This is a genomic window from Pseudomonas sp. LBUM1662 (assembly GCF_059695915.1).
In genome coordinates, this window is sequence record NZ_CP166793.1 from 2,611,680 (window position 1) to 2,636,860 (window position 25,181).

Below are 25,181 nucleotides of genomic sequence, written 5' to 3' on the forward strand. Positions count from 1 at the left end.
CTTGCTCGCGAAAGCGGTGTATCAGTCGACATCAATGTTGACTGATACACCGCTTTCGCGAGCAAGCCCGCTCCCACAGGGTTCTGTGGCGTTGATTAGATTTACATCAATTCAGGCACTGCGCCCCGGCCTTGGCCACTTGCGCATCCTGCTCGGCCTTGACGCCGGACACGCCCACCGCGCCAATCACCTGCCCATCGACAATGATCGGCACGCCACCCTCAAGTGATGTCAGCAGCGGCGCTGACAAAAATGCGTGGCGCCCGCCATTGACCATCTCTTCATACCCTTTCGATTCACGCCGACCCAAGGCCGAAGTGCGGGCCTTTTCGGTGGCGATGTAGGCGCCGATCGGCGCGCAACCGTCGAGGCGTTCCAGGGCCAGTGGATGGCCGCCGTCGTCGACAATCACGATGGTCACGGCCCATTGATTGTTCTGCGCTTCACTGCGGGCGGCATTGAGGATCTGGCTGACTTCGGTCTGGCTCAGTACGGCTTTGCTTTTCATGGGAATACTCCTGGGCTCGATGAGGGCAACGCGGCTTCGACCAGTTCGATCCAGTGCCGGACCGGGGTTCGGCCCGCTCCGTCGAGGTGCGACTGACAGCCGATATTGGCCGTGACAATGACTTCGGGATGACCGCTTTCCAGCGCATTGAGTTTGTTGTCGCGCAGTTGTCGCGACAGCTCGGGTTGGGTCAGTGAATAGGTGCCCGCCGAGCCGCAACACAGGTGACCGTCGGGCACGAACGTCAGGTTGAAACCCAGCCTCGTCAGCAGCGCTTCAACCGCGCCACCGAGTTTTTGCGCGTGCTGCAAGGTGCAGGGGCAATGGAACGCCAGGCGCTGATCGCTGTGGATGCCGAGCTGTTCCAGCGGCTCGTCACGCAGCACTTCCACCAGATCCCTGGCCAGCGCACTGACCTTTCGGGCCTTCTCGGCGTACGCCGGGTCGGTGCTGAGCAAGTGACCGTAGTCTTTGATGAAAGCGCCGCAACCGCTGGCGGTTTGCACGATGGCTTCGGCGCCTTGCTCAATGCTCGGCCACCACGCGTCGATATTGCGGCGCGCGCGATCAAGGCCGGCCGCCTGCGCGTCCAGGTGATAATCGACCGCGCCGCAGCACCCGGCCTCGCGAGCCGGCGTGACGCTGATCCCCAGTCGATCCAGGACGCGCGCGGTGGCTGCATTGGTGTTCGGCGACAGACTCGGTTGCACGCACCCTTCGAGCATCAGCACCTGCCGCGCGTGCCGAGTGGTCGGGCGCTGTTTGGCCGGATGCACATGGCGCGGCAACTTGGCTCGCAGCGTGTTGGGCAACAGCGCACGGAACACCTGACCACTGCTGACCAACGCTTTGAACAGCCCAGGATTGGGCACGACGCCGCGCAAGCCTTCGCGCAACAAGCGCTGGTCGAGTGAGCGCGGCACGGCCGCATCGACCACCGCGCGACCGATGTCGAGCAAGTTGTGATAGTCGACCCCCGAGGGGCAGGTGGTTTCGCAATTACGGCAAGACAGGCAGCGATCCAGATGCTGTTGGGTCTTCTGGGTGACCTCGTTGCCTTCCAGCACTTGCTTGATCAGGTAGATGCGTCCGCGCGGCCCGTCCAGTTCATCGCCGAGCAGTTGATAGGTCGGGCAGGTGGCATTGCAGAAACCGCAGTGCACGCACGAGCGCAAGATGCTTTCGGCTTCTTCGGCGCGGGGCAGTTGGCGGGCCTGTTCACTCAAGGTGGTCTGCATGGGTCAAAGCTCCGCGTACAGGCGACCGGGGTTGAAGATGCCCCGAGGATCGAGTTGGTCCTTCAAATTGCGGTGGTAGCGCATCAGTGCCGCGGGCAGCGGTTGGAACGGGCTGTCGATCAGGCCGTGGCTGTAGCAGGTCACATGCCCGCCGACCTCATCGACGACCTTGCGAATGAACGCCGCTTGCGCGTCTGATTTGAGCCAGCGCTGAGCGCCGCCCCAGTCGATCATTTGCAGGCCGGGCAGGGAAAGTCGAGGGGTGTTGTGCGGGACGGACAAGCGCCAAAGTGGCTGGTCTTCATCAAAGAAACTCAACCGATGTTCATTGAGGTCTGCCCAATACGAAGCTTCGAGAAGCTCGCCACCCAAGCGGTCATGCGCCGCTTTCACCGAGCCTTCGCCACCTTCAAGCCGCAGGTGCAGGCGCTGACCGTCGTGGCACGCAGCGCTGATCGGCAGCGGCTGCTGGCCCCATTCGGCGAGGCGCAACAAGGCACGATCGCTGTCCATTTCCAGGCTGATGCTTAACGCCTGTCGAGGTTTGGGCAGGACCTTGAGCGAGACTTCGGTGATTACACCCAGAGAGCCATAACTGCCGGCCATCAAGCGCGACAGATCGTAACCGGCGACGTTCTTCATGACTTCGCCACCGAAGCGCAGATGCTTGCCGTGGCCAGTGATAACGCGTGTTCCGAGGACGAAATCCCTGACTGATCCTGACCAGGGGCGTCGTGGTCCGGACAGCCCACTGGCAATCATTCCGCCCACCGTGGCACCGTCACCGAAGGAGGGCGGTTCGCACGGCAGCATCTGTTGTGCCGCGTCCAACACCTCAGCCAGTTCAGACAGGGGCGTGCCGCAGCGTACGGTGATCACCAGTTCGGTTGGATCGTAGCTGACGATGCCGCGATGGCTGCGCGTGTCGAGTACTTCACCCGCTGTGATCCTGCCGAGGAACGCTTTGCTGTTGGAGCCCTGGATGCGCAATGGAATGGCGTTTTGCAAGGCCAGGATGACCTGTTCCAGCAGGTTGGCGCTGTCGTCGATATCGTGTTCGCTGCGCATCAGAAACGCTCCAGGTCCGGGAAGGGCAACTGACCCATGTGAACGTGCATCGCGCCGAACTCGGCGCAGCGGTGCAGCGTCGGAATGTTCTTGCCCGGATTGAGCAGGCCGCCCGGATCGAACGCGGCTTTGACGGCATGGAACAGCGTCAGCTCATCACTGTTGAACTGCGCGCACATCTGATTGATTTTCTCGCGGCCGACACCGTGTTCACCAGTGATGCTGCCGCCGACCTTTACGCACAATTCGAGGATCTTGCCGCCCAGGGCTTCGGCGCGATCAAGTTCGCCGGGCTGGTTGGCATCGAACAGAATCAGCGGGTGCATGTTGCCGTCACCGGCATGGAAAACGTTGGCCACGCGCAGGTCGTATTCGGCCGACAGCGCGGCAATCGCCTGCAGCACGCCGGGCAGTTCGCGGCGCGGGATCGTGCCGTCCATGCAGTAATAATCCGGCGAGAGGCGACCCACCGCCGGGAACGCATTCTTGCGTCCGGCCCAGAAGCGCACGCGTTCGGCTTCATCTTTGGCCTGGCGCACTTCGGTGGCGCCGGCCTGTTCCAGCACCTGGCGCACACGGTCGCAGTCGTCGTGGACGTCGGCTTCAACGCCATCGAGCTCGCACAGCAGAATGGCTTCGGCGTCGACCGGATACCCGGCGTGGATAAAGTCTTCGGCGGCGCGAATAGCCAGGTTGTCCATCATCTCCAGGCCACCGGGAATGATGCCGGCGGCAATAATATCGCCCACGGCGCGACCCGCTTTTTCAACGGAATCGAACGCCGCCAGCAGCACCTTGGCGGTCTGCGGTTTGGGCAGCAGTTTGACCGTGACTTCGGTAATCACCCCCAGCATGCCTTCGGAACCGGTGAACAACGCCAGCAGATCAAAGCCCGGCGAGTCGAGCGCTTCGGAACCCAGGGTCAGGTGTTCGCCATCGACGGTGAGGATGTCGACCTTGAGCAGGTTGTGCACCGTCAGGCCATATTTCAGGCAATGCACGCCACCCGCGTTTTCGGCGACGTTGCCGCCGATGGAACAGGCGATCTGCGAGGAGGGGTCCGGCGCGTAGTACAAGCCGAACGGCGCGGCGGCCTGGGAAATCGCCAGGTTGCGCACACCCGGCTGGACCCTTGCGGTTCGGGCGGCGGGGTCGATGTGCAGGATGTTGTTGAAGCGCGCCATCACCAGCAGCACGCCTTTCTCCAGCGGTAATGCACCGCCGGACAACCCGGTGCCGGCGCCGCGAGCGACCACCGGTACGTGAAACTCATGACAGAGTTCAAGCACGCCCTGGACTTCGTCGATGTGGCGCGGCAGCACCACCAGCATTGGCGTGGTGCGGTAGGCAGAGAGTCCGTCGCATTCGTACGGTTTGAGTTCTTCGCGCTGATGCAGAACTTCCAGGTCCGGCAAGCGAGCGCGCAGTGCCTGGAGCAGTGCCGTTCTGTCGACATCAGGCAGAACGCCATCGACGCGTTCGTCGTAGAGGATGTTCATAGGCGGTTCACGACCCTCCGTTGTTTTTATTAGAGGTCTGTTTGCGGTGAAAGCTCACTTGCATCATTGGCCTGACGCGTCCTACTGTCTATGCGTCGTTTCACTGGTCGAACCAGTTCTTCAGGGGTTATTTCTTCGCCTCTGTAAAAAATGACCGTCTAAACATGAAGTTAGGGTTGTATTGGGGCGTATCGGGTTTTGTCGACGATGCTGGTCATACCAGTTGGAGGGCCGATGGACAGTGCAAAAAGGCGTAATCCCCAAGTCGCAGACGTGGTGTGTGAACGCATCGAGCGCCTGATCGTGGACGGAGTCCTCAAGACCGGACAGTTGTTACCGTCGGAGCGGCGCCTGACCGAAAAGCTCGGCGTCTCGCGCACGGCGCTGCGCGAGGGCCTGAAATTGCTGCGCGCCCGGGGCATTATCAAGACGGAGCAGGGCAAGGGATCGTTTGTTGCGGATCTGTCAGGCCACGGTGCCGCGTCGCCGCTGATGCACCTGTTCAGCTCACAACCGCGCACGCTTTACGACTTGTTCGAGGTGCGCAGCCTGCTGGAGGGCGAGTCCGCACGCCTGGCCGCCTTGCGCGGGACCGACGCGGATTTTGTCCTCATCACCCGCAGCTATGAAGCGCTGCTCGATGCCCACACGCGGTCGATGGAAGCGAGCGAACACGCGCGGCTCGATCATGCCTTCCACCTCGCGATCTGCGAGGCCTCACACAACCCGGTGCTGGTGCAAACCTTGCGCTCGCTGACGGACTTGCTGCTCAACACGGTATTCGCCTCGGTCAACAACCTCTATCACCGCGCACCGCAAAAGCGTCAGATCGACCGCCAGCACGCCCGGCTCTACAACGCTGTGACCGGTCGCATGCCCGAGCAGGCGCGCAAGGCTGCCATCGCGCACATCCAGAGCATCTGCGAGAACCTCAGGGAAATCGAAAGCGAGGAGCAGCGTCTGGTCAGGGCCACGTTGCGCCTGGAAGGGTGGGTGTGAGGGCGCCATCGCCGGAAAGCTCGGGCGCACTCGATTTCAAGCTTCGTTCCTGGACAAATCCGAGGTCCTGTTGATGACGACTATGGCGTCGCCTCCACCCAAAGAACTCGCCTTGCGCGGCCAGCGTGCCTTGAGAAAACGATCTTTGCCTACCCACGTCAGGCACACTTTGTCCGTTTGATTGCCGCCCAGAATCCGGTACGCGCTGCTATCTTCGCCGGTATAGAACCCGACATGACCCTTGCCGCTGTTTTTTGATTCACGCCAGAACACCATCACCGCCCCCAGTCGTGGCACCGTCGATTCGCCAAACTTTTCCCATTGCCGCGCACCCAGAGGGTTAGACGGAAGCACTTCGTCGGGCATCGTTGAACCCACGCAATGCGCTACAAACAGGCCACACCAAGGCACCTCGTCGCCGGCATAGTGAAGGTCGAGATCGTCCGCCCAATCCAGAATGGTCGGATTGTTCTTGCGACCGAGGACTTCCCGGGTGCCGATCAGATTCTCTGCTTCCGCCAGCCACGGCAGAAGCGGGCCGGCAGGGACATGGTCGACATCAGAAAACAAGGCGGCGGAGGTCTTGGGGCCGACGATGCCATCAACCTCCAGTCCAACGCTTTCCTGGAAGGCTTTCACGGCGGCGATGGTTCTGCGCCCCCAGATCCCGTCCACTTCGCCGGGAAAAAAGCCGTCGGCAATCAACGCCTGCTGAATACTTCTTACCGTTTCACTGCTCATATCAACCTCCAGACGATGACGACTCAGGGAACGACTTTGCCGAGCAGATTCTTCGGCCCGACAATCGCCGGCTTCTGGTCATAACCCAGTTCAACCAAGAGCTTGCCCGTCGTGGTAATCGCCCGGTGCCAAGACTCTTGAATACTCTGGTCTGCCTCTTCGTGGTCGGCGTTTTTGGAGAGGAATAAGTTGTGGAAACAAGTACTGTCGCGTTGAGCATATTAGAGGGGTTAGATAAGTTCTAATTTTTTTTATGATGAATTGGCATGAAAGCGTCATTTTTCAGCAGGCTAAGTTTTTGCTGTTTATTGGCGTTTACAAGCTATTGAATTGCATCGTTTTATATCGAGTTGAAGCGCATGGCTTCCGCAATTCAATTCATTCACAGGATGGGTCTTCTCAGAGTGGGAGTGGCGGTTATTGAACTCTGTTTGGTCAGGATCTCAAGTGTCTTACTTGCGTTACATATAAGTGTGCCAAGCTTGAAACAGCAGGGTCATTTTTGAAACAGTTAATGGTGTCGGATGCCGATATAAAATATTAAATCAAAGTTTGCAGGGGCTCTTGAAAGCCGCAGTTGCAACTTCGAATGAATAAGCAAAACAGTCCGGTCACAACAATAGTGCGCAGCTAGCGAAGCTCCCGAGCTCCCCGCCGATCCAGGACCTGGAAACGGCACGACTGTCGTAAAAACGACCTGTTTACGCTGAACGCGAACCCTGGTCACTTTTCTGTTGAACGAGTGTTCAGCTTCGACTATGTTCGTTCCACCTCCCCGGCTGGTTGCGCGGGCTTGCGTTTCTTCTATTCGAACGAGGCACTGGCATGCGGTTTTCACCTTTTGTTGAGCGGATTTCAGGCGACGGTGTCGCCGCCTGGGATATTCACAATGCGGCCTTTGAAGCCCAACGTCGTGGTGAGGATGTGATTATCCTCAGCGTCGGCGACCCGGATTTCCCCACCCCTGACTTCATCACCGATGCTGCGATTCATGCGCTGCGCGAAGGTGACACTCACTACACCGAGATTGCTGGCCGCCATGCCTTGCGCGAAGCCATCGCCGCCCGGTACAGCCAACTGTTCGGTCGCGAGGTGACAGCGCCCAACGTGATCATCGCGGCGGGGGCACAGAACGCGCTGTTCATCACCTCGATGTGCCTGCTCAATACCGGCGACGAAGTGATTGCCCTGGACCCGATGTACGTGACCTACGAGGCGACGCTCAAGGCTTCCGGCGCCACGTTGGTGCGCGTGCCATGCTCCGCGGATGCAGGTTTCCGGCTCGATGCCGCCGTGCTGGCCAAAGCCATCACCCCGCGCACCCGTGCACTGTTTTTCTCCAATCCGAATAACCCCACCGGTGTGGTGCTCAACCGCGAAGAGCTGCAAGCCATCGCCGACCTCGCCATCCAGCATGACCTGTGGGTCGTGGTGGACGAGGTCTATGAAAGCCTGACGTTCGAACGCGAGCACCTCAGCCTGGCGGCGTTGCCGGGCATGGCCGAACGCTGCGTGGTGGTCGGCAGCCTGTCGAAATCCCACGCCATGACCGGCTGGCGCACCGGCTGGATCGTTGCCGATGAATCCCTTGTGGCGCACGCCGAAACCTTGGTGTTGAGCATGCTTTACGGCTTGCCAGGCTTTGTCATGGAGGCTGCGCTAAAGGCCGTTCTGGCCCACGAGGACGTGACCCACGGCATGCGCGACATCTATCGCCGTCGTCGCGATCTGGTGGTGACCAGTCTGTCGGGTTGCCCAGGGATTTCAGTGCTCAACCCCGATGCCGGCATGTTCGTGCTGGTGGACGTGCGAGAAACCGGCCTGACGTCTCTGGAATTCGCCTGGCGTCTGTTGCGCGAGGCGCGCGTCTCGGTGCTGGACGCGGCCGCTTTCGGCGAACCGGCCCAAGGTTTTGTGCGGCTTTCGTTCACCCTAGGTGAAGAGCGATTGGCCCAGGCCTGCCAGCGTATTCGCGACTTTGTCCTGGTATTGAAAGGCGAAGCGCCACGGCCGGTGATCAGCCGTGTGACTTGCGAAGCGATTGCTGAACCGGTCAAGGCCAAAACCATGATCGAGGTCGATGGTCTGCACAAACGCTTCGGCAATATCGAGGTCCTCAAAGGCGTTTCCCTGACGGCCCGCGAAGGCGATGTGATCTCGCTGATCGGTGCCAGCGGCTCGGGCAAAAGTACCTTGCTGCGCTGCATCAACATGCTCGAAGTGCCGGACCAGGGACGCATTCTGGTGGACGGCGAAAGCATTCACCTGAACTTCGATCGCCCCGGCGCGCCGCTGGTGAAGGACGCCAAGCAACTGGTACGCATCCGTTCGAGCCTGGGCATGGTGTTCCAGAACTTCAACCTCTGGCCCCATCGCACGGTGCTGGAAAACCTCATCGAGGCGCCGACCCAGGTCCTGCGTGAAAGCCGTGCGGAGGCCACTGAACGGGCCGAAGCCTTGCTCGAACGCGTGGGGCTGGCGGCCAAGCGCAACGAGTACCCGGCGTTTCTCTCCGGGGGACAGCAACAACGGGTGGCCATCGCCCGGGCCCTGGCCATGCGGCCCAAGGTCATGCTGTTCGATGAACCCACCTCGGCACTCGACCCGGAACTGGTCGGTGAAGTGCTGCGGGTGATCCGCTCCCTCGCGGAAGAAGGCCGGACCATGATCCTGGTGACTCATGAAATGGCGTTCGCCCGCGATGTCTCTTCCAAAGTCGCCTATCTGCACCAAGGGCTGATCGAGGAAACCGGTTCGCCGGACGAAGTGTTCGTACACCCACGCAGCGAGCGTTGCCGGCAGTTCGTCAACGCTCATCAGACTCGCTGAAAACATCATAAAAAGACGGGGCAAAATCATGGGAAATCGACGTTTGGCAAACTGGATGACGGGCGTGGCTTGCGTGTTGCTGGCCGGGATGAGCGCGGCCCAGGCGCAGCCGATCAGGTTCGCGGTGGCAGCGGAACCCTATCCGCCGTACACCGAGAAGCAGGCGAACGGTGAATGGAAAGGCTTTGAAGTCGACCTGATCCACAAGCTGTGCAGCGAAATGAAAGCCGAGTGCGAGATCAAGGAAGTGGCGTGGGACGGGATCATTCCGTCGTTGCTGGCGAAGAAGATCGACGTGATTTTCTCGTCGATGTCGGTGACTGAAGAACGCGAAAAACAGATCGCCTTCAGCAAGGCATATTACGACTCGGTGATTGCGATTGTCGGGCCTAAGGGCACATCGGTGAAAAAGTATCCGGATGACCTCAAGGGCAAGATCATTGGCGTGCAGAACTCGACGGTGAGCGCCAGCTACCTCAAGCAGTACTACGAAAAAATCGCTGATGTGAAGTATTACGATACCCAGGACTCGGCCAACGCCGACCTGATCGCCGGGCGCATCGACCTGATGATGGCGGACGGCACGGCCATGGCGGCTTTCGTCAAAACCCCGGACGCCAGCAACCTGGAGTACCTCGGGGCAGTGCCTTACGACCCGATCTTCGGCAAGGGCGTGGGCGCCGGTCTGCGCAAGGATGACTCTGAGCTCAAGGCCAGACTCGACAAGGCGATTCAGACCTTGCTGGCGAGCAAAGACTACGACGACCTGTCCCAAAGCTACTTCGGTACCAGCGTGAAACCCGCGTTCTGACGGCCACGCGCAAAACAACTCCATGGAATGAAATTTTCCTGAGGAACACCCATCCCTGTAGGAGCGAGGCTTGCCCGCGAAGGGGCCCTTGAAGTCGCCAAAAGCTTCGCGGGCAAGCCTCGCTCCTACAGAGGGCGGTGGTGCATAAAGGCCACCGATTGGAGACTGAAATGCCAGCCATGTTCGAATTGATCAACTTCAGCGAAACAGGATGGGGCAGTGCGCTGTTGAAGGGTCTTTGGATGACCCTGCAAATATCGGCCGGGGCCTTTGTGCTCGGGCTGTTCATCGGTCTGGTGGTGGCCTGCCTGAAACTCGGCGCGCCTAAGCCTATCGCCGCGCTGATGCGCGGTTACACCACCTTGTTCCGGGCAATTCCGGAGTTGCTGCTGATCCTGTTGCTGTACTACGTCGGCTCCATGCTCCTCAATTCGCTGATGACCCAGTTGGGCTACGGCACTGTGAATGTCAGCGGTCCGCTGGCCGCGATCGTGGTGCTGGGCCTGGTGCAGGGTGCCTACGCCTCGGAGATTTTCCGCGCGGCGATCCAGGCGATTCCTTTCGGCCAGATCGAGGCGGCGAAGGCTTTCGGCCTGAGCGGTTTTGGCCTGTTCCGGCGCGTCACGCTGCCAATCATGGCGCCCTATGCCATGGCCGGGATGGCCAACCTGTGGATCAACCTGATCAAGGACAGCGCGTTGATCAGTGTGGTCGGCACCAACGAGCTGTTGTACACCGCCAAGCAAGGCGCGGGCTCGACGCGTCATTACTTGTTGTTCTACCTCACGGCTGCGGCGTTGTATTACGCGGTGACGTTGGTGTCCAACTACCTGTCGGGACGGCTTGAGCGGCGTATTCGTCGCTGGATGCCATTGGCTGAGTGAATGAAATGATTCCAGCGTGGATAGTTGAATACGCGGCGTTGTTGGGCCGGGGACTGCAAACGACCATCACCATCCTGTTGATTTCCAGCGTGTTCGGGTTTGCGCTGGCGGTGCTGGTGGCGCTGGCGCGGATCTCGAAAAACAAGGTGATCGCCAAGGTCAGTCTGTTCTACACCAGCGTGACTCGCGGCACGCCGTTGCTGATCCAGATCTACATTTTCTACTACGGGCTCGGCAGCCTGTTTGCGCAATTCCCGCTGATACGCGGCAGTTTTCTCTGGCCGTATTTGCGCGACGGGTATTGGTACATCGTGTTTGCCCTGGTGGTGTCGGTGGGTGCTTACGTCGGCGAAGTGATTCGCGGCGGCCTGCTGGCCGTGCCCAAAGGCGAGATGGAAGCCGCCTCGGCGTTTGGCATGACACCGCGCCAATCGCTGCTGCGGGTGCGCTTGCCTCGGGCGCTGCGGTTGCTGTTGCCGACACTGGCCGGGGAGACCGTGATGTTGCTGAAATCCACAGCGCTCGCCTCGACGATTGCGATTGTCGACCTGCTGGGCGCGGCCAACGTGGTGCGGGCGCAAACCCTGCAGGTCTATGAGCCGCTGTTGCTGGTGGCCGGGGTCTATGTCTGCCTGACGTTCCTGATCGAGGCGTTGTTTGCCTTTGCCGAGCGGCGCGGGACGCCCGTGCGCAGGTCGGTGTAATGAGCACGTCGCAGGGCGTTGACCGGTCGCTGCAGGGCATTGGCCTGTGCACCTTGGGGTACGCGTTCCTGGCGTTGCAGGACGCGGTCATCAAGTGGCTGGTGGCCGATTATTCGGTGGTCACCATTCTGTTCTGGCGCAGTCTGGTGGTGGTCGTCGCTTGCCTGTTGGCGGGGCGCCTGCGCCTGGTTCAACGGGCCTGGCGTTCGCCGAGCCGGCGCTTGCTGGTGGTGCGCGGTTTGCTGTCGATAGTCGCCTGGCTGCTGTATTACACGGCCGCCCGGGACCTGTCGCTGGCGGAAATGACCACCCTGTATTTTTCCGCGCCGATTATGGTCACGGTGCTGGCGGCGGTGATTCTCAAGGAACGCGCCAGCGGCTGGCAGTGGTTCTCCCTGATCCTCGGATTCGTCGGGGTGATCATCGCCTGTCGCCCAAGCAACATCGCCGATCCGTGGCCGATCGTGCTGACACTGCTGGCGGCGATGTGCTGGGCGTTCACTTACATTCAGTTGCGCCAGGTGGACGACCAGACGTCAGTGCTGGAGCAGATGCTGATCACCAACGTGGTGTTTGTGTTGTGCATGACGGTGGCGTTGCCGTGGACGTTCACGCCGGCACCGACCCCGGCGTGGCTGGGCATGCTGGTTGCCGGTCTGGTGGGCGGCATCGGTCAGTTCCTGCTGTTCGCCAGTTTTCAGCGGGCCACCGCCACCTTGCTGGCACCGTTCGAATACACCGGGCTGATCTGGGCGTTCCTGTTGTCGAGCCTGATCTGGGGCACGCTGATGGATGTGTCGCTGATGATCGGCGCCGGGCTGATCGCGGTCAGCGGCACCCTGGCGATGATCTTCGGTCGCCACCCCTCACAGGACGTCGTCGGTGCTGAATGCTCCGTGACGCAGCCCCTTTATCCAGCAACGACAGATGTGGAGGCCGTTGGCGGGGCTGAAGGTTTCGGGGTTGAGGCACCACTCGATCCAGAGTCCGTCGAGCATCGCCGATAAACCGATGGCGGCCAGACGGGTGTCGTGGATCACGAAACCTTCGCTGGCGGCCATGTCATCCAGCAACTGGCGCAGCAGATCGAGATACGCGCTGTAGCTTTTTTCGTGGGACTGGCTGACGTGTTCGGAGTGACGAATCAGGCTCCAGAACACCACCCAGGCGCCCAGCAACTGCGGGTCCATCACCCGAGGTGAAAAAGAGCCGCTGAGGAACGCGTCCATCTTTTCCGCGGGTGTGCCGGCCTGCTGGATTTCCTGGAGCAGGGCGGTGGTCAGTTCGCTGGCGATCTTCTGATACGTGTCGGCGATCAACGCGTCGATGCTGCCGAAATGGTGATTGAGCAGGCCGACGGACACCCCGGCCTCAGTGGCAATGCGGCGCACGGAAATACCGGCATGACCGTCACGGACCAGGCAGCGCAAGGTGGCGGCCACCAGCATTTCGCGGCGCTCATCAGGTTCTGCGCGGCGGTTTTTTGGAGAGGGGGTTGTCACAAGGGAATCCTTGGAGTGCGGTGCCAGTTGGCGAGCTTAGTTGAACGTGCGTTCAATCTCCAGTGTCGCCGGCGATGCATCGGTTTTTAACGTTCATGACGGGGGGAGGACAAGCAGATGGCTCAGGATATTTCGTTCAATGTTCGCAACAACAATGGCGACGCGGTGCAGGTCGGCGCCTGGCGTTTCGAGGGCGACGGCAGCGGGCCGCAGGTGCATTTGCAGGCGGGGGTGCATGCCGATGAAATCGCCGGGATGCTAGTGCTGCATCTGCTGATGCAACGACTTCAGATCGCCGAGGCCGAGGGCCGTCTCAAGGGCAGTGTAACCGTGGTGCCGCAAGCCAATCCCTTGGGCATCGGGCAGTTTCGCCAGGGGCGAATCCTGGGTCGTTTTCACGACTCGACCGGGCATAACTTCAACCGCGCATTCGACCAGTCGGTTGCGATGGAGCGACCTTCGACCAACGTCCAGGAATGGCAGAAAAAACTGGTGCAACTGGCGTCCACGGCGCAGGTGATGCTCGATCTGCACACCGATGACGAAGCCTTGCCGTACCTCTATGTGCACCGCCGTTTCTGGCCTAGTGGCCGCGAGCTGGCGGCGGCGATGAAGATGGACGTGGCGATCATCTGGGATGACGGCGGCGACGGCTCCTTCGAGGAAACCATCATTGCGCCCTGGCTGCGCGAGGGCGTCACCGAGCAGCGCATGGCCGCAACGCTTGAGTTGCGCGGGCAGGGCGATGTCAGCGATCGGTTGGCCGAGCAGGACGCCGCGGGACTGTATGCCTGGCTGTGCAGTTACGGGGTCATCGACGAGGCGCTGTCACCCGCTGACTGGCCCGTCGAAGCGATGGAAATGGGCCAGATGGAAACCATTCTCGCGCCGCAACCCGGGGTGTTGATCTTCGAAAAGGAACTGGGCGATTTCGTCGAAGAAGGGCAGCGCTTTGCGCGGATTCTGCGGAGGCCCGGTGATCCGTCTTCCGAAGTGGTGCTGGTGGCCGAGCAGGCGGGGCGGATGGTCACCCGCTACCGGGACCGGCTGGTTTCACAGGGCATGGTCGTGGCGAAATTCACCGGAAGCCGGGTTTCGCGCAACTGGAGCGGCGGGTTGCTGGACCCGAACTAGGCGCAGAGCATGCGGTCATCCCCGCTGAAACAAGCGGGGATGGCCTTCACGCTAGTTCCCATCAGCCACTTTGCGTTGTATCTCGTCTATTTTTCGTTGGAGCGCGTCGGCTTCCTTCTCCTCGGGATGCAGTTCTTGATCGACCTCTTCGGCATCCCTGTCTTGGCGGTCCCTTTCGCTGTCACTGACACTGTCATCGTTGTTCATCTCGCTTACCTCCGTTGACCTACACATTTGATGCAGCACCAGGGAGGGAGTTCGAGATTTTTTCCTGCGGGTCAGTCGCGCACGCATTCCGGGCTGTGGCCTGTAAACTGTCCGCGCAAAAGGCATCGACCGCCTCTTTACTACCTCAAGCAAGAGATCCCTCATGGCAAACCAAGACATCGCGTTCACCCCTGATCCTGACGCGGATTCCATCTCCTCCGACGTCGCCGGTTTCGGCGGTCTGTTGGTCTCCACCCAAATCCCCACCCACGCCGACGGCAGCCTGGAGCTGGGCGATATCACCTTGCAAAGCGAATGCACATTGCAGGCGTTGAAAGTTGCACTGGAAGGCGCCGGCAGTTCGATGGACCGGGTTTTGCACCTGACCATCTACCTCACCGACATGGCTGACCGCGCCGCGTTCAACGAAGTCTATAAGCGCTTTTTCGCCAAGCCGTGGCCGGTTCGTGCCGCCGTCGGTGTGGCCGCCCTGGCGGTCGAAGGCATGCGCGTGGAAGTCACCGCGATGGCCGCCAAAGCCTGACGTTTCGGGTCAGGTGTGATGAAAATCCGCCTGACCCAGTTTCAAAAACACCGACGCTTCATGCCTCTGCGCGACAACCCTTATCCCTCTACGAAAATTAGTTTCGCCTCGTTTGAAAATCACGCCTCGAAATGTTTTATGAGTTTCACAACCCATTCGACGTGACCCTTTCGAGGAGTACCGCATGACCCTGTCCTTCGGCTATTGGCTGCTGGTGTATGCCGCCATCGCCATCATTGCCCTGATCGTTCTGATCGCCCGTTACCGGCTTAATCCGTTCATTGTCATCACCCTGGTGTCCATCGGCCTCGCGCTGCTGGCGGGCATGCCGCCGTCCGGCGTGGTCGGCGCGTACGAGGCCGGGGTCGGCAAGACCCTGGGGCACATCGCACTGGTGGTGGCGCTGGGCACGATGCTCGGCAAGATGATGGCCGAGTCCGGCGGCGCCGAGCAGGTGGCGCGGACCTTGATCGACCGCTTTGGCGAAAAGAACGCGCATTGGGCGATGGTGTGCATCGCGTTTCTGGTCGGGCTGCCGCTGTTCTTCGAGGTCGGTTTTGTGTTGCTGGTGCCGATCGCCTTTACCGTGGCCCGTCGGGTCGGCGTGTCGATTTTGATGGTCGGTTTGCCGATGGTTGCCGGCCTGTCGGTGGTTCACGCCTTGGTGCCGCCGCACCCGGCGGCGATGCTGGCGGTGCAAGTGTATGGGGCGTCGGTGGGGCAGACGTTGATGTACGCGATTCTGATCGGCATTCCGACCGCGATCATCGCCGGTCCGCTCTACGCCAAGTTCATCGTGCCGCGCATTCAACTGCCGGCGGAGAACCCGCTGGAACGGCAGTTCCTCGACCGTGAACCGCGCGACAGCCTGCCGGGGTTCGGCATCACCATGGCGACCATTCTGTTGCCGGTGGTGCTGATGCTGATCGGTGGCTGGGCCAACCTGATCTCCACGCCGGGCAGCGGTTTCAACCAGTTCCTGCTGTTCATCGGCAACTCGGTGATCGCCTTGTTGCTGGCGACGCTACTGAGTTTCTGGACCCTCGGCATCGCCCAGGGTTTCAACCGCGAGTCGATCCTCAAATTCACCAACGAATGCCTGGCACCGACCGCCAGCATCACCTTGCTGGTCGGTGCCGGTGGCGGTTTGAACCGGATCCTGGTGGACGCCGGGGTCACCGATCAGATCGTCAGCCTGGCCCACGAATTTCATCTGTCGCCGCTGATCATGGGCTGGCTGTTTGCGGCGTTGATGAGGATCGCCACGGGTTCCGCCACCGTGGCGATGACCACCGCCTCAGGCATCGTCGCGCCGGTGGCCATTGGTCTGGGGTATCCGCATCCTGAACTGTTGGTGCTGGCGACGGGCGCGGGCTCGGTGATTTTTTCCCACGTCAACGACGGCGGCTTCTGGTTGATCAAGGAATACTTCAACATGACCGTTGCCCAGACTTTCAAGACCTGGACCGTGCTCGAGACCATCATTTCGGTGGTGGCTTTTGCGCTGACCGTGGGTCTTTCTTACTTGATCTAACGCAAACACTCCGATCGCTTTCCTCAAGGCTCATGGTCACCCATGGAGCGCGTCATCGTGCGCGCCGCTGTTGGGTGCCAGCGGTGGAGGGCGGTCGCATAAAAACTCAAAAAAAACAAAAAATCACTCTGGAGCACCGTATGTTCAAGCGAGCAATCCCCACCGCACTTCTGTTGGCCACCGGTTCGATGTGCGCACAAGCTGCCGACTCCGCCGGCCACGGTTTTCTCGAAGACAGCAAAGCCAGCCTGTCGATGCGCACCTTGTATTTCAACAGCGACAACCGCGACGGCGCCGCCGAGCCTTCGAAAACCGAGGAGGCGGCGCAGGGTTTTGTGTTGCGCTACGAGTCCGGATTTACCCAAGGCACGGTCGGATTCGGCGTTGATGCCCAGGCGTTGCTCGGCGTTACGCTGGACAGCGGCACCGGGCGCCATAACGGCAGCGGCATGATCCCGACCGATGGCGACGGTGCGGCGGATGCCTGGAGCAGCTTCGGTCCGACGGCGAAGATGCGCATTTCAAAGACCGAATTTCGCTACGGCACGCTGCTGCCGAAACTGCCGATCCTGATTTCGAACGATGCTCGTGTACTGCCGCAATCGTTCACTGGCGCACAGATCACGTCGAACGACATTGATGGCCTGATGCTGACCAGTGGCGTACTTGAACATGCGGTCGGTCGTGCCTCGACGGACCGGACCGGACTTTCGGTGCCCGGCGGCACCCGGGACAGCAACAAGTTCTATTTCGCCGGCGGCGACTACAACGTCACCAAGGACCTGAAGGCGCAGTACTACTTTGCCCAGCTGGAGGATTTCTATGACCAGAACTTCTTCGGCCTGACCCACGTTCTGCCCATCGATGGCAAAAGCTCGTTCACCACTGACTTGCGGTATTTCCGCACCACCTCGAGCGGCGCCAACAGCTCTGCCGCAGGCCGTGCGCAAGGCTATCGGATTTCCGGTTACACCGAGGACAACAACGGGGAAATCGACAACAACACCTGGGTGGCGATGATCACCTATGCGAACAATGGTCATGCGGTGTCGCTGGGGCATCAGCAGGTGGGGGACGGCAGCAACTTTGTCCAGCCGAACCAGGGCAGCCTGGTAGACAAAGGGGCGGGTGGTGGCAGCATTTACCTGCCCACGGACCGGATGATTCAGAGTTTTTCGCGGGCTGGGGAGCAGACCAATTTTGGTCAGTACAGTTATGACTTTGCACCTTTGGGGGTGCCGGGTTTGAAGGCGACCATTGCGTACTTGAAGGGGACGGGGATCAAGGCGCAAAACGCCGGGGATCAGTCGGAGTGGGAACGGGACATGACGCTTGATTACGTGCTGCAATCGGGGGCGCTCAAGGGGGTTGGATTCAGTTTGCGGAATGGTAAGTCGAATACCGATGCCGGGCGGAATGTGGATCAGAATCGGTTCATCATTAACTACACGCTTTCGTTGCTGTAACTGGCGGGGTTGGGGCAGATCAAAATCAAAAGCGAGGCGGCCGACCGGCCGGCCTGAGCTCAAGCGCACGCGGTCCCCCTGTACACGCGTTCCCTGTAGGAGCTGTCGAGTGAAACGAGGCTGCGATCTTTTGATCTTGATCCTTTCCAGAGTTTGAACACATACACACATGGCGCAGGTCGGGCAAAGGAACGGCAAGATCAAAAGATCGCAGCCTCGTTTCACTCGACAGCTCCTACAGGGGAGGGGGGAACTGCGCCTCATGTCAGCGTTTGTGAACCAATGGCGAGACCTGTTGATCCATTCAAAAACAACGCCGGGATTGCGATGAACAGACACCTGAAGTTTGGCATTGAAGAGGAATACTTCATCACGGACCTGAACACCCGGCGCATGTCCGAGAAGCCACCCCGTGCGTCAATCGAGGCGTGCCAGGTGGCGCTGGGCAATCACTTCGCTTATGAGATGTTCCAGGGGCAAATCGAAGTCGCTTCCCCGATCTTCACCAGCGTCGCGCAGGCGGCGGAGTACCTGGACGCTGCTCGCAGCAAGATGGGGCAGGTGCTCGAAGGCGATGGCCTGGGACTGCTCAGTGCCGGGAGTCACCCGCTGGCTGACTGGCGCCTACAGCAGGCCACCGACCACCCTCATTTCCTTCAACTGTTTGACGACTACCAGCGCGTGGCACGGCGCAGCGTGCTGTCCGGCCTGCACGTGCATGTCGAAGTGCCGGGGCACCTGGATCGCATTCAAGTGATGAACGAAGTCTTGCCGTGGATGCCGTTGTTGTTGGCACTGAGCACGTCTTCACCTTTTTGGGACGGCGCCGACAGCGGCTTCATGAGCTACCGGCAAACGGCGTGTGACGAGTGGCCGCGGATGGGCATTCCGGAGTTCTTCGAAGATCAAGGCGCCTATGACGCCTACATCGCCTTGCTGATCCGCACCGGCACGATCAAGCAGGCGGGCGATTGCTGGTGGGGGCTGCGACCTGCTGCGAAGTACCCGACGCTGGAGATGCGCATGACGGATGCCTGTCCTCGCCTGGACGATGCTCTGTGCCTGGCCTCTTTTTTTCGATTGCTGGTGGCCCACGCCATGGATCAACCGCGCCCCGGATCGACCTATACGCAGGCGTCCCAATGGATCCTCAAGGAAAACCGTTGGCGGGCGAAACGATCCGGTATTCACGCTTCGTTCATCATGGAAGGTTACGACCGGCCGTTCTCTGTCGAGCAGTGGCTGTCCAGGGCGCAGCAGATCCTTGGCGACACGGCGCGCCAGATGGGTGTGGAGAATGTGTTTTCTCAAGCCCGGCGAATCCTGCAGGATGGAACCAGTGCGGACCGGCAGCGTGACGTTTACGAGCGGGCCTTGCGAGGGGGAGAGGATGTGCAAACCGCTTTGTCGCACGTCGTGAATCAGTTGCTGATGGAAACAGCGCAAGCGTCCAGCCTGAGTGAAGACCTGGAACCCGCGATGTGTGAGTCGTGACCAAACGTTAAAGAGCGGGATGGGAGCCTGTACGCCCCAATCCCGCCCGCACTATTGTGGCTTCACGGCAATGGCGGTGTCCGAGGCGGAATGACGCGCTTCTTGCCCGTCGATTCAAACGCCGAAGCAAACCGCAGCAGCGCTGAATCGTCATAGGCACGACCGGCGAAGGTCAGCCCGGCCGGCATGCCGATGTCCGGCATGACGCCCATCGGCACCGTCACCGTCGGAACACCCAGATGGCGGATGGCGAGGTTGCCGTTGGCGACCCACACACCGTTACTCCACGCAATGTCCGCCGACTGCAGATCGACATCGGCATTCGCCGGCCCGACGTCGGCCACCGTCGGGAACAGCACCGCATCAAGGTTCAGCCGATCCATCCAGTCTTCAAGGTCGATTCGACGCGTCTCTTCCAGCCCGCGCAGACCGTTCGGCACGGTGGTGATCTGGTCCCAAGGGGTGATGCCGCGCTCGGCCATCTTCACGTATTCGTCCATGCCGGCGGCAAGGTCGTCCTCGCGATTGGGCAGGGTGCCCGGGTCGTGGGGGAAAATCAGCGGCCCGTCGACATCGGCCAGGCGGTTCAGTTTCGGATCACCGTTGGCCCGCAGGAAATCATCGAACGCCCAGGCCGACAGGTCCCACAACTCATGGTGCAGGAACTCCTTGGACACCAGGCCACGGGTGAACACGGTCGGCGCGCCCGGACGATCACCTTCGCAATTGGAGACCAGCGGGAAGTCGACGTCGATTACTTCGGCACCCGCGGCTTCAAGGGCCTTGCGAGCCTCTTCCCAGAGGCCGATCACGCTAGGGCGGGTGTTGATTTTCTGCCCGGTCGGGCCACCGATGCCTGGCGCCTCGCTGGTGCCGGCTTCAGGATCGGCGTTGATGTACATGCGCGGAACGCCGAAGCGTTTTCCAGCGAGCACGTCGGTGTTCACGGCCAGTTCGGCATAGGACGCAGGGCGCACCGAAGCGACGCTCGGAATCGGCACCCACGGTTGCATCCGCCACAGATCGCCGCGAGTGTCGGGATCGTCCGCCACCACCACGTCGAGCACCTCGAGCAGGTCGGCCATGGTTCGGGCGTACGGCACGACCACGTCCATCGTCGGTGTCAGCGGCCAGTTGCCGCGCACCGAGATCACCCCACGCGAAGGCGTGTAGGCGCACAAGCCATTGTTCGAGGCCGGACCGCGTCCGCTCGACCAGGTTTCTTCGGCAAGCCCGAATGCCGCGAAACTGGCGGCGGTGGCCGTCCCGGCGCCGTTCGATGAGCCCGACGCAAAAGGAGCCGTCAGGTAGTCAGCGTTGTACGGGCTCTCGGCACGGCCATAGACCCCGCGCTGCATGCCGCCATTGGCCATCGGCGGCATATTGGTCTTGCCCAGGCAGATCGCCCCGGCGGCGCGCAGCCGTTCGATGGTGAAGGCGTCGCGATAGGCAATCAGGTCCTTGAAGGCCGGACTGCCAGAGGCCGCAGTGAGCCCCTTCACCAGGTAACTGTCCTTGGCGGTGTAGGGAATGCCATCCAGCGGACCGAGCGTTTCGCCCTTGGCCCGACGGGCATCGGCGGCCTGCGCTTCGTTGAGTGCCTCGGGGTTGCGCACCACTACCGCGTTGAGCGCGGTCGGCGTGTCGGGGCCGTCGTAGGCGTCGATCCTGGCGAGATAGGCCTGGACCAGCTCGACCGCCGTGGTTTGGCCAGACGCCAGCGCCGCTCGGAGTTGGGCAATGGATACTTCGGTGACTTCGATCATGCGGCTACCACTGACGGCTGATGGGGGAGGGTGTTTGCATCTCGCCGGGTCTTGGGCTCAGGGGCATCACTCATCTCAAAAAGGGTGTTCATATCGACTTCTCGTTGCACGGCAATACGCGACAGCGGCTGGGCTTACACCCTGGGCCGCCTATTTAGCACCAAGGCGGGCGCAGATGGAAACGCTGAAACGGTTTTGTGTCTGTCACAAAGCTTGCTGTTCCAGCCATTCCAGAAACTCGCAAAAGCCGCTGGAGCGCTTCACCCGCTTTGGATAGACCAGCGTGTAGCGTCCGCCCGTGACGATGCGGCCAGCATGCACGCGCGTCAGTTGCTGGGTGAGCAACTCATCGTGTGTGAGCACGGGATCGACCAGCGCGATGCCCTGGCCACATTTCACCGCGACAATTGCCGACTCCAGCGTATCGAACGTCAGATGCGCGTTATCGGCACCGGTTGAGCCGGGGTAATACTCTTCCCAGCGGCGCCAGTCCAGGCGATCCATGCTCGCGTCCACCAAGCGCCCGGTCCTGAGCACTTCTTCAGGGGTTGTCCCGACGAGCATGGCCGGCGAACACACCGGAATCAGCTCCTCTTCCCACAGATCCAGCGCCTCGAAGTCGGGCCAGGTGGCGGTTCCATAGGCAATCATCGCGTCGATCGATTCGAAGGCAAAGTCGGGGAAGCGGTGATAGACCGTATCGACGCTGACGGTCACCTCCGGGTGCAAGGCATAAAACGCCGTGAGCCGTGGAATCAGCCAGCGCGCCGCCATGGTCGGGTGCGCGCGCAAGCTGACACTTCGCCCCACGGTGGCGAGCATGTGCGAGGCATCCGACAGCAGACCGATGACCTGTTCCGCCACCGGCACCAGCGAGCGGCCTTCGGCGGTGAGTACGATTTTGCGCGTGTGCCGCTCGAACAATCGGTGATCCAGACGCGTCTCCAGCTGCGCAATCTGCCGGCTCACCGCGCTCTGGCTCAGGTTGAGCTGCTCGCCCGCCTGGCCAAAGTTGCCCGTCTTCGCAACCGTCAGGAAGGCCTGCAAAAGCTCAATGGATGGCAGTTGGCGGCTCATGTGTCTATGCGCTCCTCGCATGGGATTAATGCAGATACATCACTGTAACTTCAGATGATCGAGGCACATTCTTAGCCGAAACAACAACACGGCGCTACGCGTCATTTACAACCTGGCGGCCCCCCTCATGAACATTCCAGAAACGGCATTTGCCACTGCGTCGACACCCCAGGACCTCCTGCCTCGTGAAGTTGACGTGGTCATCATCGGTGCCGGCCTGATGGGGTGTGCGTGCGCGTACTACCTTGGCAAAGCGGGGGCGAAGGTTCTGGTGCTGGAGAAAAGCACCATTGCCGGTCAGCAATCGTCACGGGCCTGGGGCTTTGTGCGCCAGCAATCCCGGGATGAGGCCGAAGTGCCGCTGATGCAAGCGAGCATTGAGATCTGGCGCTCGCTGGAACACGAACTCCAGACCGACCTGGGATGGCGCAACGACGGCTGCCTGTTCGTCGCGGGCAACGAGGCCGAACGTGACGGTTACGAATCGTGGCTATCGGTGGCGCGCAGCTTTTCGCTCGACACCGTGATGCTGTCGCCGCGTGAAGTGCTGAAGAAACTGCCGGGCTATGCGGTCCCGCAACTGGGTGGCTTGTTTACCGCCAGTGACGGTCAGGCGGAGCCCACGCTGGTGGCGCGTGCTTATGCGATGCGCGCCCGTGAACGGGGTGCACAGATCATCGAACAGTGCGGCGCCAAAGGCATCGACGTCGCCGCCGGCCAGGTCGTCGGCGTTGAAACCGAGCGTGGCTATGTGAAAGCGAAAACAGTGGTGTGTGCCGCTGGCGTCACCACGTTCCGCCTGCTGAAGGGGCTGGGCATCTCGCTGCCGCAGCAGCTGGTCAGGGGCACGGTGGCGCGGACCACGTCCGGCCCGACGCTGAGCGGCATTTCCACCATCGCCAACGGCGTGGGCTTCCGGCAACGGCTGGATGGCAGCTTCAACATCGCCGACGACGCCCATGTCGACGTCGACATGACGCTCGGTCATCTGCGCGCGCTTCACTGGTATTTGCCGTCGCTGTGGGCGCAGCGTAAATCGTTTCGCTTCAATCTCAACGGTGCCTGCCTGACGGATCTGCACCAGCGCATGCCGTGGTCGCAAGCGTCGCGGCTCGGTGCGGGCATTCACCAGCGCAATCCGCTTATCCCCCCCAATGAAAAGGGGCTGGGAAACGCCATGCGCGCCCTCAAGGCCGCGTTCCCCGGGCAAGTGAATACGCAGATTGCCGACCGGTGGGCAGGCGGGATCGATGTGTTGCCGGATGGCATTCCGGTCATTGACGCGCAAACTTCGCCGCGCGGTCTGGCGGTGGCCACCGGATTCTGCGGCCACGGCTTTGCCATGGGCCCGATCGTGGGCAAGACCCTGGCGGACTGGATCGACTCCGGCAACCCGGGACTGGACATGCACCCGCTGCGGCTGTCGCGATTCGCCGAGGGCGACGTCAAGCCGCCGTCTTCGCTGTTCTAGTCGATACCCACGAACCAACGCTCACGCGCCTCCCGGGGGAAACACTGTGAAACGACCTCTCATATCCAGCATTTACTACGATCCCGCATCGGTGGCCGGCAAGGCACCGCCGATCAGCGACGAGACCGATATCCTCATCGTCGGCGCAGGCCCGGCAGGGCTCGCGGCCGCCTTGACCGCCGCCGGCCAAGGCCTGCGCGTGACGCTGGTGGACGAAAATCCGGTGCCGCTCGAAACCATGGGCGAAGAGGTGCCGTTGCATTTCGGTGGCCGAATGGGCGCCGGGGTCGCTAACCGCAACAGCGTGCTGCAGACGCTACTCGATGCCCGCCCGGACATCGTCGAGGCGCTCGAAGCCGGGGTCGACGTGCGGCTCGGTACGGCGGTCTGGGGCCTGTTTCCGCAACAACGCACCACGGCGTGGATCGAGGGGGCCGTCGCCGGCCTTGCCGATGACGAAAACGCTTGGCTGCTGCGCTTCAAGCAGGTGATCGTCGCCGCCGGAAGACGCGACATGGGCCTGGCCTTCGACGGCTGGCATCGCCCCGGCGTCATGGGCGTCAGCGCCGCGCATCGGCTGGCGACGGTTTACGAGGCGCTGGATTGCAAGCGCGCCGTGCTGATCGGCAGCGATACGCAAGCGCTGGTGTCGGCCAATGCGCTAGTCAGCCATGGCGTGCATATCACGGCAATCATTGAACAGGCCGGGCAGGTGAGTGGCGATCCAGCGCTGCTAAGCCTGCTGGTCGAGCAGGGTGCTCAAGTGTTGACCGGGCATGTCGTTCGCGAGGCCACCGGGGATGCCTTCGGCGTCAAACGGATTGCCGCGGTCTCTGTCGACGCGGCGGGCAGCCCCGTCGGCGGGGCCCTGACCGAGATTGAATGCGACACGGTGCTGCTGGCAGTGGCGGCGATTCCGGCGATCGAACTGGTCGAGGCTGCAGGGTGCCGCACGTCATTTCAGGCCGACCGTGGCGGCCACGTTCCCGACACGGATGCTGCACAGCGCACGTCGTTGCCGTTCGTGCTGGTGGCCGGCGATTGCGCCGGCGTCTGGGCCTCGAAAAGCCTCGACGACACGGTTTCGCGGCGCGAAGGCCGGATCGCCGCGCACACCGCGCTGGCTGCGCTGGGTGTCGACATCACTCAGACCGACACGGCGTCGGCCCCCGACGAACCGGTCTGCCAGGTTGCCGCCAATCGCGAGGCCTGGGTGCGCGCCTCCACCTTCCATGCACAGAACGAACCCTTCGTTTGCCTGTGCGAAGAGGTGACGGCCAGTGAAATCCTCGGACAGCAACCGCCGCGTTATCTCGACTGGACACCCGCTGACGCGGCCTTGCAAAACGCCATGACCAACGACTCGCCGAACCCGGATGTCACCAAACGCCTGACGCGAGCCTGCATGGGGCCGTGCCAGGGACGTCGTTGCCGTGAACAGGTGGCGGCCTTGCTCGGCATCGGCGCCGGTTTGAGTGTCGGCGATATTGCGCTGGCCTCGTTCCGTCCGCCGGTTCGCCCGCTGTCACTGCGACAGATCGGACAGGTCGAGGAAACGCCACCGATGCACAGCCGCTGGGATGCCTGGTTTGACATGCCGTCACAGTGGACGCCGTTCTGGCTGTGCACCGGGCAGCCGACCGTCGCCAGGCGTCCGCCGGATGTCGTCGATCCCCTGAAACCGTCGCAGAACGAGGGCTGACAC

Annotated in this window: 21 protein-coding genes and 1 pseudogene; 13 read left to right on the top strand and 9 right to left on the bottom strand. The window is 61.4% G+C overall.

The window, feature by feature from the left end; translation table 11 throughout:
* Window positions 1–106 precede the first annotated feature (106 nt).
* From ACA049_RS11745 to glcD, 4 genes are read right to left on the bottom strand one after another with little or no spacing between them, the layout of a single operon-like run.
* A complete protein-coding gene (locus tag ACA049_RS11745; RefSeq protein ID WP_497335557.1) occupies window positions 107–508 on the bottom strand; it encodes a heme-binding protein in 402 nt (133 codons plus the stop codon).
* Window positions 505–1,746 carry a glycolate oxidase subunit GlcF gene (gene glcF / locus ACA049_RS11750; protein WP_497335559.1) on the bottom strand — a complete coding sequence of 414 codons (1,242 nt, stop codon included), beginning with the start codon at window positions 1,744–1,746 and terminating at the stop codon, window positions 505–507. Before glcF ends, ACA049_RS11745 begins: the two co-directional genes overlap by 4 nt.
* Window positions 1,747–1,749: 3 nt before the next feature.
* Entirely contained in the window at window positions 1,750–2,814 is a 1,065-nt protein-coding gene (glcE, locus tag ACA049_RS11755) for a glycolate oxidase subunit GlcE (RefSeq protein WP_497335561.1), read from the bottom strand.
* On the bottom strand, window positions 2,814–4,313 hold the full coding sequence (gene glcD / locus ACA049_RS11760) for a glycolate oxidase subunit GlcD (RefSeq protein WP_497335563.1): 1,500 nt from the start codon (window positions 4,311–4,313) through the stop codon (window positions 2,814–2,816). The genes glcE and glcD overlap by 1 nt, the downstream gene beginning before the upstream one ends.
* 234 nt (window positions 4,314–4,547) lie before the next feature.
* Here glcD and glcC point away from each other — a divergent pair, with 234 nt between their 5' ends.
* Window positions 4,548–5,312: a transcriptional regulator GlcC gene (gene glcC, locus ACA049_RS11765; protein WP_497335565.1), complete on the top strand. Its 765-nt coding sequence runs from the start codon at window positions 4,548–4,550 to the stop codon at window positions 5,310–5,312.
* 36 nt (window positions 5,313–5,348) lie between these two features.
* Here the strand turns inward: glcC and ACA049_RS11770 are convergent, their stop codons facing one another.
* Window positions 5,349–6,053 carry an NlpC/P60 family protein gene (locus ACA049_RS11770; protein WP_497335567.1) on the bottom strand — a complete coding sequence of 235 codons (705 nt, stop codon included), beginning with the start codon at window positions 6,051–6,053 and terminating at the stop codon, window positions 5,349–5,351.
* 825 nt (window positions 6,054–6,878) lie between these two features.
* On the opposite strand from ACA049_RS11770, the gene ACA049_RS11775 reads away from it, so the two are divergent.
* The 5 genes from ACA049_RS11775 to ACA049_RS11795 all read left to right on the top strand — a co-directional run bounded on the left by ACA049_RS11775 (window position 6,879) and on the right by ACA049_RS11795 (window position 12,288).
* Window positions 6,879–8,882, top strand: a complete 2,004-nt coding sequence (locus ACA049_RS11775) for an aminotransferase class I/II-fold pyridoxal phosphate-dependent enzyme (protein ID WP_497335569.1) — start codon at window positions 6,879–6,881, stop codon at window positions 8,880–8,882.
* A 28-nt stretch (window positions 8,883–8,910) separates the two neighbouring features.
* Window positions 8,911–9,693 carry a transporter substrate-binding domain-containing protein gene (locus ACA049_RS11780; protein WP_497335571.1) on the top strand — a complete coding sequence of 261 codons (783 nt, stop codon included), beginning with the start codon at window positions 8,911–8,913 and terminating at the stop codon, window positions 9,691–9,693.
* Between the two features lie 170 nt (window positions 9,694–9,863).
* Window positions 9,864–10,577 (top strand): ABC transporter permease, encoded by a 714-nt coding sequence (locus tag ACA049_RS11785; protein ID WP_497335573.1) that lies wholly within the window; start codon window positions 9,864–9,866, stop codon window positions 10,575–10,577.
* A 5-nt stretch (window positions 10,578–10,582) separates the two neighbouring features.
* Window positions 10,583–11,281 carry an ABC transporter permease gene (locus tag ACA049_RS11790; protein ID WP_497318295.1) on the top strand — a complete coding sequence of 233 codons (699 nt, stop codon included), beginning with the start codon at window positions 10,583–10,585 and terminating at the stop codon, window positions 11,279–11,281.
* Window positions 11,281–12,288, top strand: coding sequence for a DMT family transporter (locus tag ACA049_RS11795; RefSeq protein WP_497335575.1), 1,008 nt, complete (start codon window positions 11,281–11,283; stop codon window positions 12,286–12,288). Before ACA049_RS11790 ends, ACA049_RS11795 begins: the two co-directional genes overlap by 1 nt.
* Here ACA049_RS11795 and ACA049_RS11800 read toward each other — a convergent pair.
* Window positions 12,244–12,729: pseudogene (locus tag ACA049_RS11800) on the bottom strand (TetR family transcriptional regulator C-terminal domain-containing protein); the annotation flags it as partial. The gene ACA049_RS11795 and the pseudogene ACA049_RS11800 overlap by 45 nt on opposite strands.
* A 171-nt stretch (window positions 12,730–12,900) precedes the next feature.
* Here ACA049_RS11800 and ACA049_RS11805 point away from each other — a divergent pair.
* On the top strand, window positions 12,901–13,917 hold the full coding sequence (locus ACA049_RS11805; protein WP_497335577.1) for a M14 family metallopeptidase: 1,017 nt from the start codon (window positions 12,901–12,903) through the stop codon (window positions 13,915–13,917).
* A gap of 51 nt (window positions 13,918–13,968) precedes the next feature.
* Here ACA049_RS11805 and ACA049_RS11810 read toward each other — a convergent pair whose 3' ends face one another.
* Window positions 13,969–14,124: a hypothetical protein gene (locus ACA049_RS11810; protein ID WP_497335579.1), complete on the bottom strand. Its 156-nt coding sequence runs from the start codon at window positions 14,122–14,124 to the stop codon at window positions 13,969–13,971.
* 163 nt (window positions 14,125–14,287) lie between these two features.
* On the opposite strand from ACA049_RS11810, the gene ACA049_RS11815 reads away from it, so the two are divergent.
* From ACA049_RS11815 to ACA049_RS11830, 4 genes are all read left to right on the top strand, one after another.
* Window positions 14,288–14,668, top strand: coding sequence for a RidA family protein (locus ACA049_RS11815; protein ID WP_497335581.1), 381 nt, complete (start codon window positions 14,288–14,290; stop codon window positions 14,666–14,668).
* 184 nt (window positions 14,669–14,852) lie between these two features.
* Window positions 14,853–16,202, top strand: a complete 1,350-nt coding sequence (locus ACA049_RS11820) for a GntT/GntP/DsdX family permease (RefSeq protein ID WP_497333200.1) — start codon at window positions 14,853–14,855, stop codon at window positions 16,200–16,202.
* Window positions 16,203–16,342: 140 nt separating this feature from the next.
* Entirely contained in the window at window positions 16,343–17,668 is a 1,326-nt protein-coding gene (locus tag ACA049_RS11825; protein ID WP_497335583.1) for an OprD family porin, read from the top strand.
* Between the two features lie 327 nt (window positions 17,669–17,995).
* Window positions 17,996–19,162, top strand: a complete 1,167-nt coding sequence (locus ACA049_RS11830; RefSeq protein WP_497335585.1) for a carboxylate-amine ligase — start codon at window positions 17,996–17,998, stop codon at window positions 19,160–19,162.
* A gap of 62 nt (window positions 19,163–19,224) precedes the next feature.
* On the opposite strand, the gene ACA049_RS11835 is transcribed toward ACA049_RS11830, so the two are convergent.
* A complete protein-coding gene (locus ACA049_RS11835; RefSeq protein ID WP_497335587.1) occupies window positions 19,225–20,928 on the bottom strand; it encodes an amidase in 1,704 nt (567 codons plus the stop codon).
* A gap of 204 nt (window positions 20,929–21,132) precedes the next feature.
* Entirely contained in the window at window positions 21,133–22,005 is an 873-nt protein-coding gene (locus tag ACA049_RS11840) for a LysR family transcriptional regulator (protein WP_497335589.1), read from the bottom strand.
* Window positions 22,006–22,132: 127 nt separating this feature from the next.
* Here ACA049_RS11840 and ACA049_RS11845 point away from each other — a divergent pair, with 127 nt between their 5' ends.
* Together ACA049_RS11845 and ACA049_RS11850 are read left to right on the top strand one after the other, a co-directional pair.
* Window positions 22,133–23,476: an NAD(P)/FAD-dependent oxidoreductase gene (locus tag ACA049_RS11845; protein WP_497335591.1), complete on the top strand. Its 1,344-nt coding sequence runs from the start codon at window positions 22,133–22,135 to the stop codon at window positions 23,474–23,476.
* Between the two features lie 46 nt (window positions 23,477–23,522).
* The gene (locus ACA049_RS11850; protein ID WP_497335593.1) at window positions 23,523–25,178 is read left to right on the top strand and encodes an FAD-dependent oxidoreductase; all 1,656 of its coding nucleotides are present in this window, start codon (window positions 23,523–23,525) and stop codon (window positions 25,176–25,178) included.
* Window positions 25,179–25,181 lie beyond the last annotated feature (3 nt).

Excerpts from the sequence above, each read along its gene's own strand:
- ACA049_RS11820 (WP_497333200.1), top strand. The coding sequence starts at position 14,853 with ATGACCCTGTCCTTCGGCTATTGGCTGCTGGTGTATGCCGCCATCGCC.
- ACA049_RS11745 (WP_497335557.1), bottom strand. The coding sequence starts at position 508 with ATGAAAAGCAAAGCCGTACTGAGCCAGACCGAAGTCAGCCAGATCCTC.
- ACA049_RS11770 (WP_497335567.1), bottom strand. The coding sequence starts at position 6,053 with ATGAGCAGTGAAACGGTAAGAAGTATTCAGCAGGCGTTGATTGCCGAC.
- ACA049_RS11840 (WP_497335589.1), bottom strand. The coding sequence starts at position 22,005 with ATGAGCCGCCAACTGCCATCCATTGAGCTTTTGCAGGCCTTCCTGACG.
- ACA049_RS11775 (WP_497335569.1), top strand. The coding sequence starts at position 6,879 with ATGCGGTTTTCACCTTTTGTTGAGCGGATTTCAGGCGACGGTGTCGCC.
- ACA049_RS11830 (WP_497335585.1), top strand. The coding sequence starts at position 17,996 with ATGAACAGACACCTGAAGTTTGGCATTGAAGAGGAATACTTCATCACG.
- glcF (WP_497335559.1), bottom strand. The coding sequence starts at position 1,746 with ATGCAGACCACCTTGAGTGAACAGGCCCGCCAACTGCCCCGCGCCGAA.
- ACA049_RS11835 (WP_497335587.1), bottom strand. The coding sequence starts at position 20,928 with ATGATCGAAGTCACCGAAGTATCCATTGCCCAACTCCGAGCGGCGCTG.
- ACA049_RS11780 (WP_497335571.1), top strand. The coding sequence starts at position 8,911 with ATGGGAAATCGACGTTTGGCAAACTGGATGACGGGCGTGGCTTGCGTG.
- ACA049_RS11810 (WP_497335579.1), bottom strand. The coding sequence starts at position 14,124 with ATGAACAACGATGACAGTGTCAGTGACAGCGAAAGGGACCGCCAAGAC.
- ACA049_RS11845 (WP_497335591.1), top strand. The coding sequence starts at position 22,133 with ATGAACATTCCAGAAACGGCATTTGCCACTGCGTCGACACCCCAGGAC.
- ACA049_RS11785 (WP_497335573.1), top strand. The coding sequence starts at position 9,864 with ATGCCAGCCATGTTCGAATTGATCAACTTCAGCGAAACAGGATGGGGC.
- glcC (WP_497335565.1), top strand. The coding sequence starts at position 4,548 with ATGGACAGTGCAAAAAGGCGTAATCCCCAAGTCGCAGACGTGGTGTGT.
- glcD (WP_497335563.1), bottom strand. The coding sequence starts at position 4,313 with ATGAACATCCTCTACGACGAACGCGTCGATGGCGTTCTGCCTGATGTC.
- ACA049_RS11790 (WP_497318295.1), top strand. The coding sequence starts at position 10,583 with ATGATTCCAGCGTGGATAGTTGAATACGCGGCGTTGTTGGGCCGGGGA.
- ACA049_RS11795 (WP_497335575.1), top strand. The coding sequence starts at position 11,281 with ATGAGCACGTCGCAGGGCGTTGACCGGTCGCTGCAGGGCATTGGCCTG.
- ACA049_RS11815 (WP_497335581.1), top strand. The coding sequence starts at position 14,288 with ATGGCAAACCAAGACATCGCGTTCACCCCTGATCCTGACGCGGATTCC.
- glcE (WP_497335561.1), bottom strand. The coding sequence starts at position 2,814 with ATGCGCAGCGAACACGATATCGACGACAGCGCCAACCTGCTGGAACAG.
- ACA049_RS11805 (WP_497335577.1), top strand. The coding sequence starts at position 12,901 with ATGGCTCAGGATATTTCGTTCAATGTTCGCAACAACAATGGCGACGCG.
- ACA049_RS11825 (WP_497335583.1), top strand. The coding sequence starts at position 16,343 with ATGTTCAAGCGAGCAATCCCCACCGCACTTCTGTTGGCCACCGGTTCG.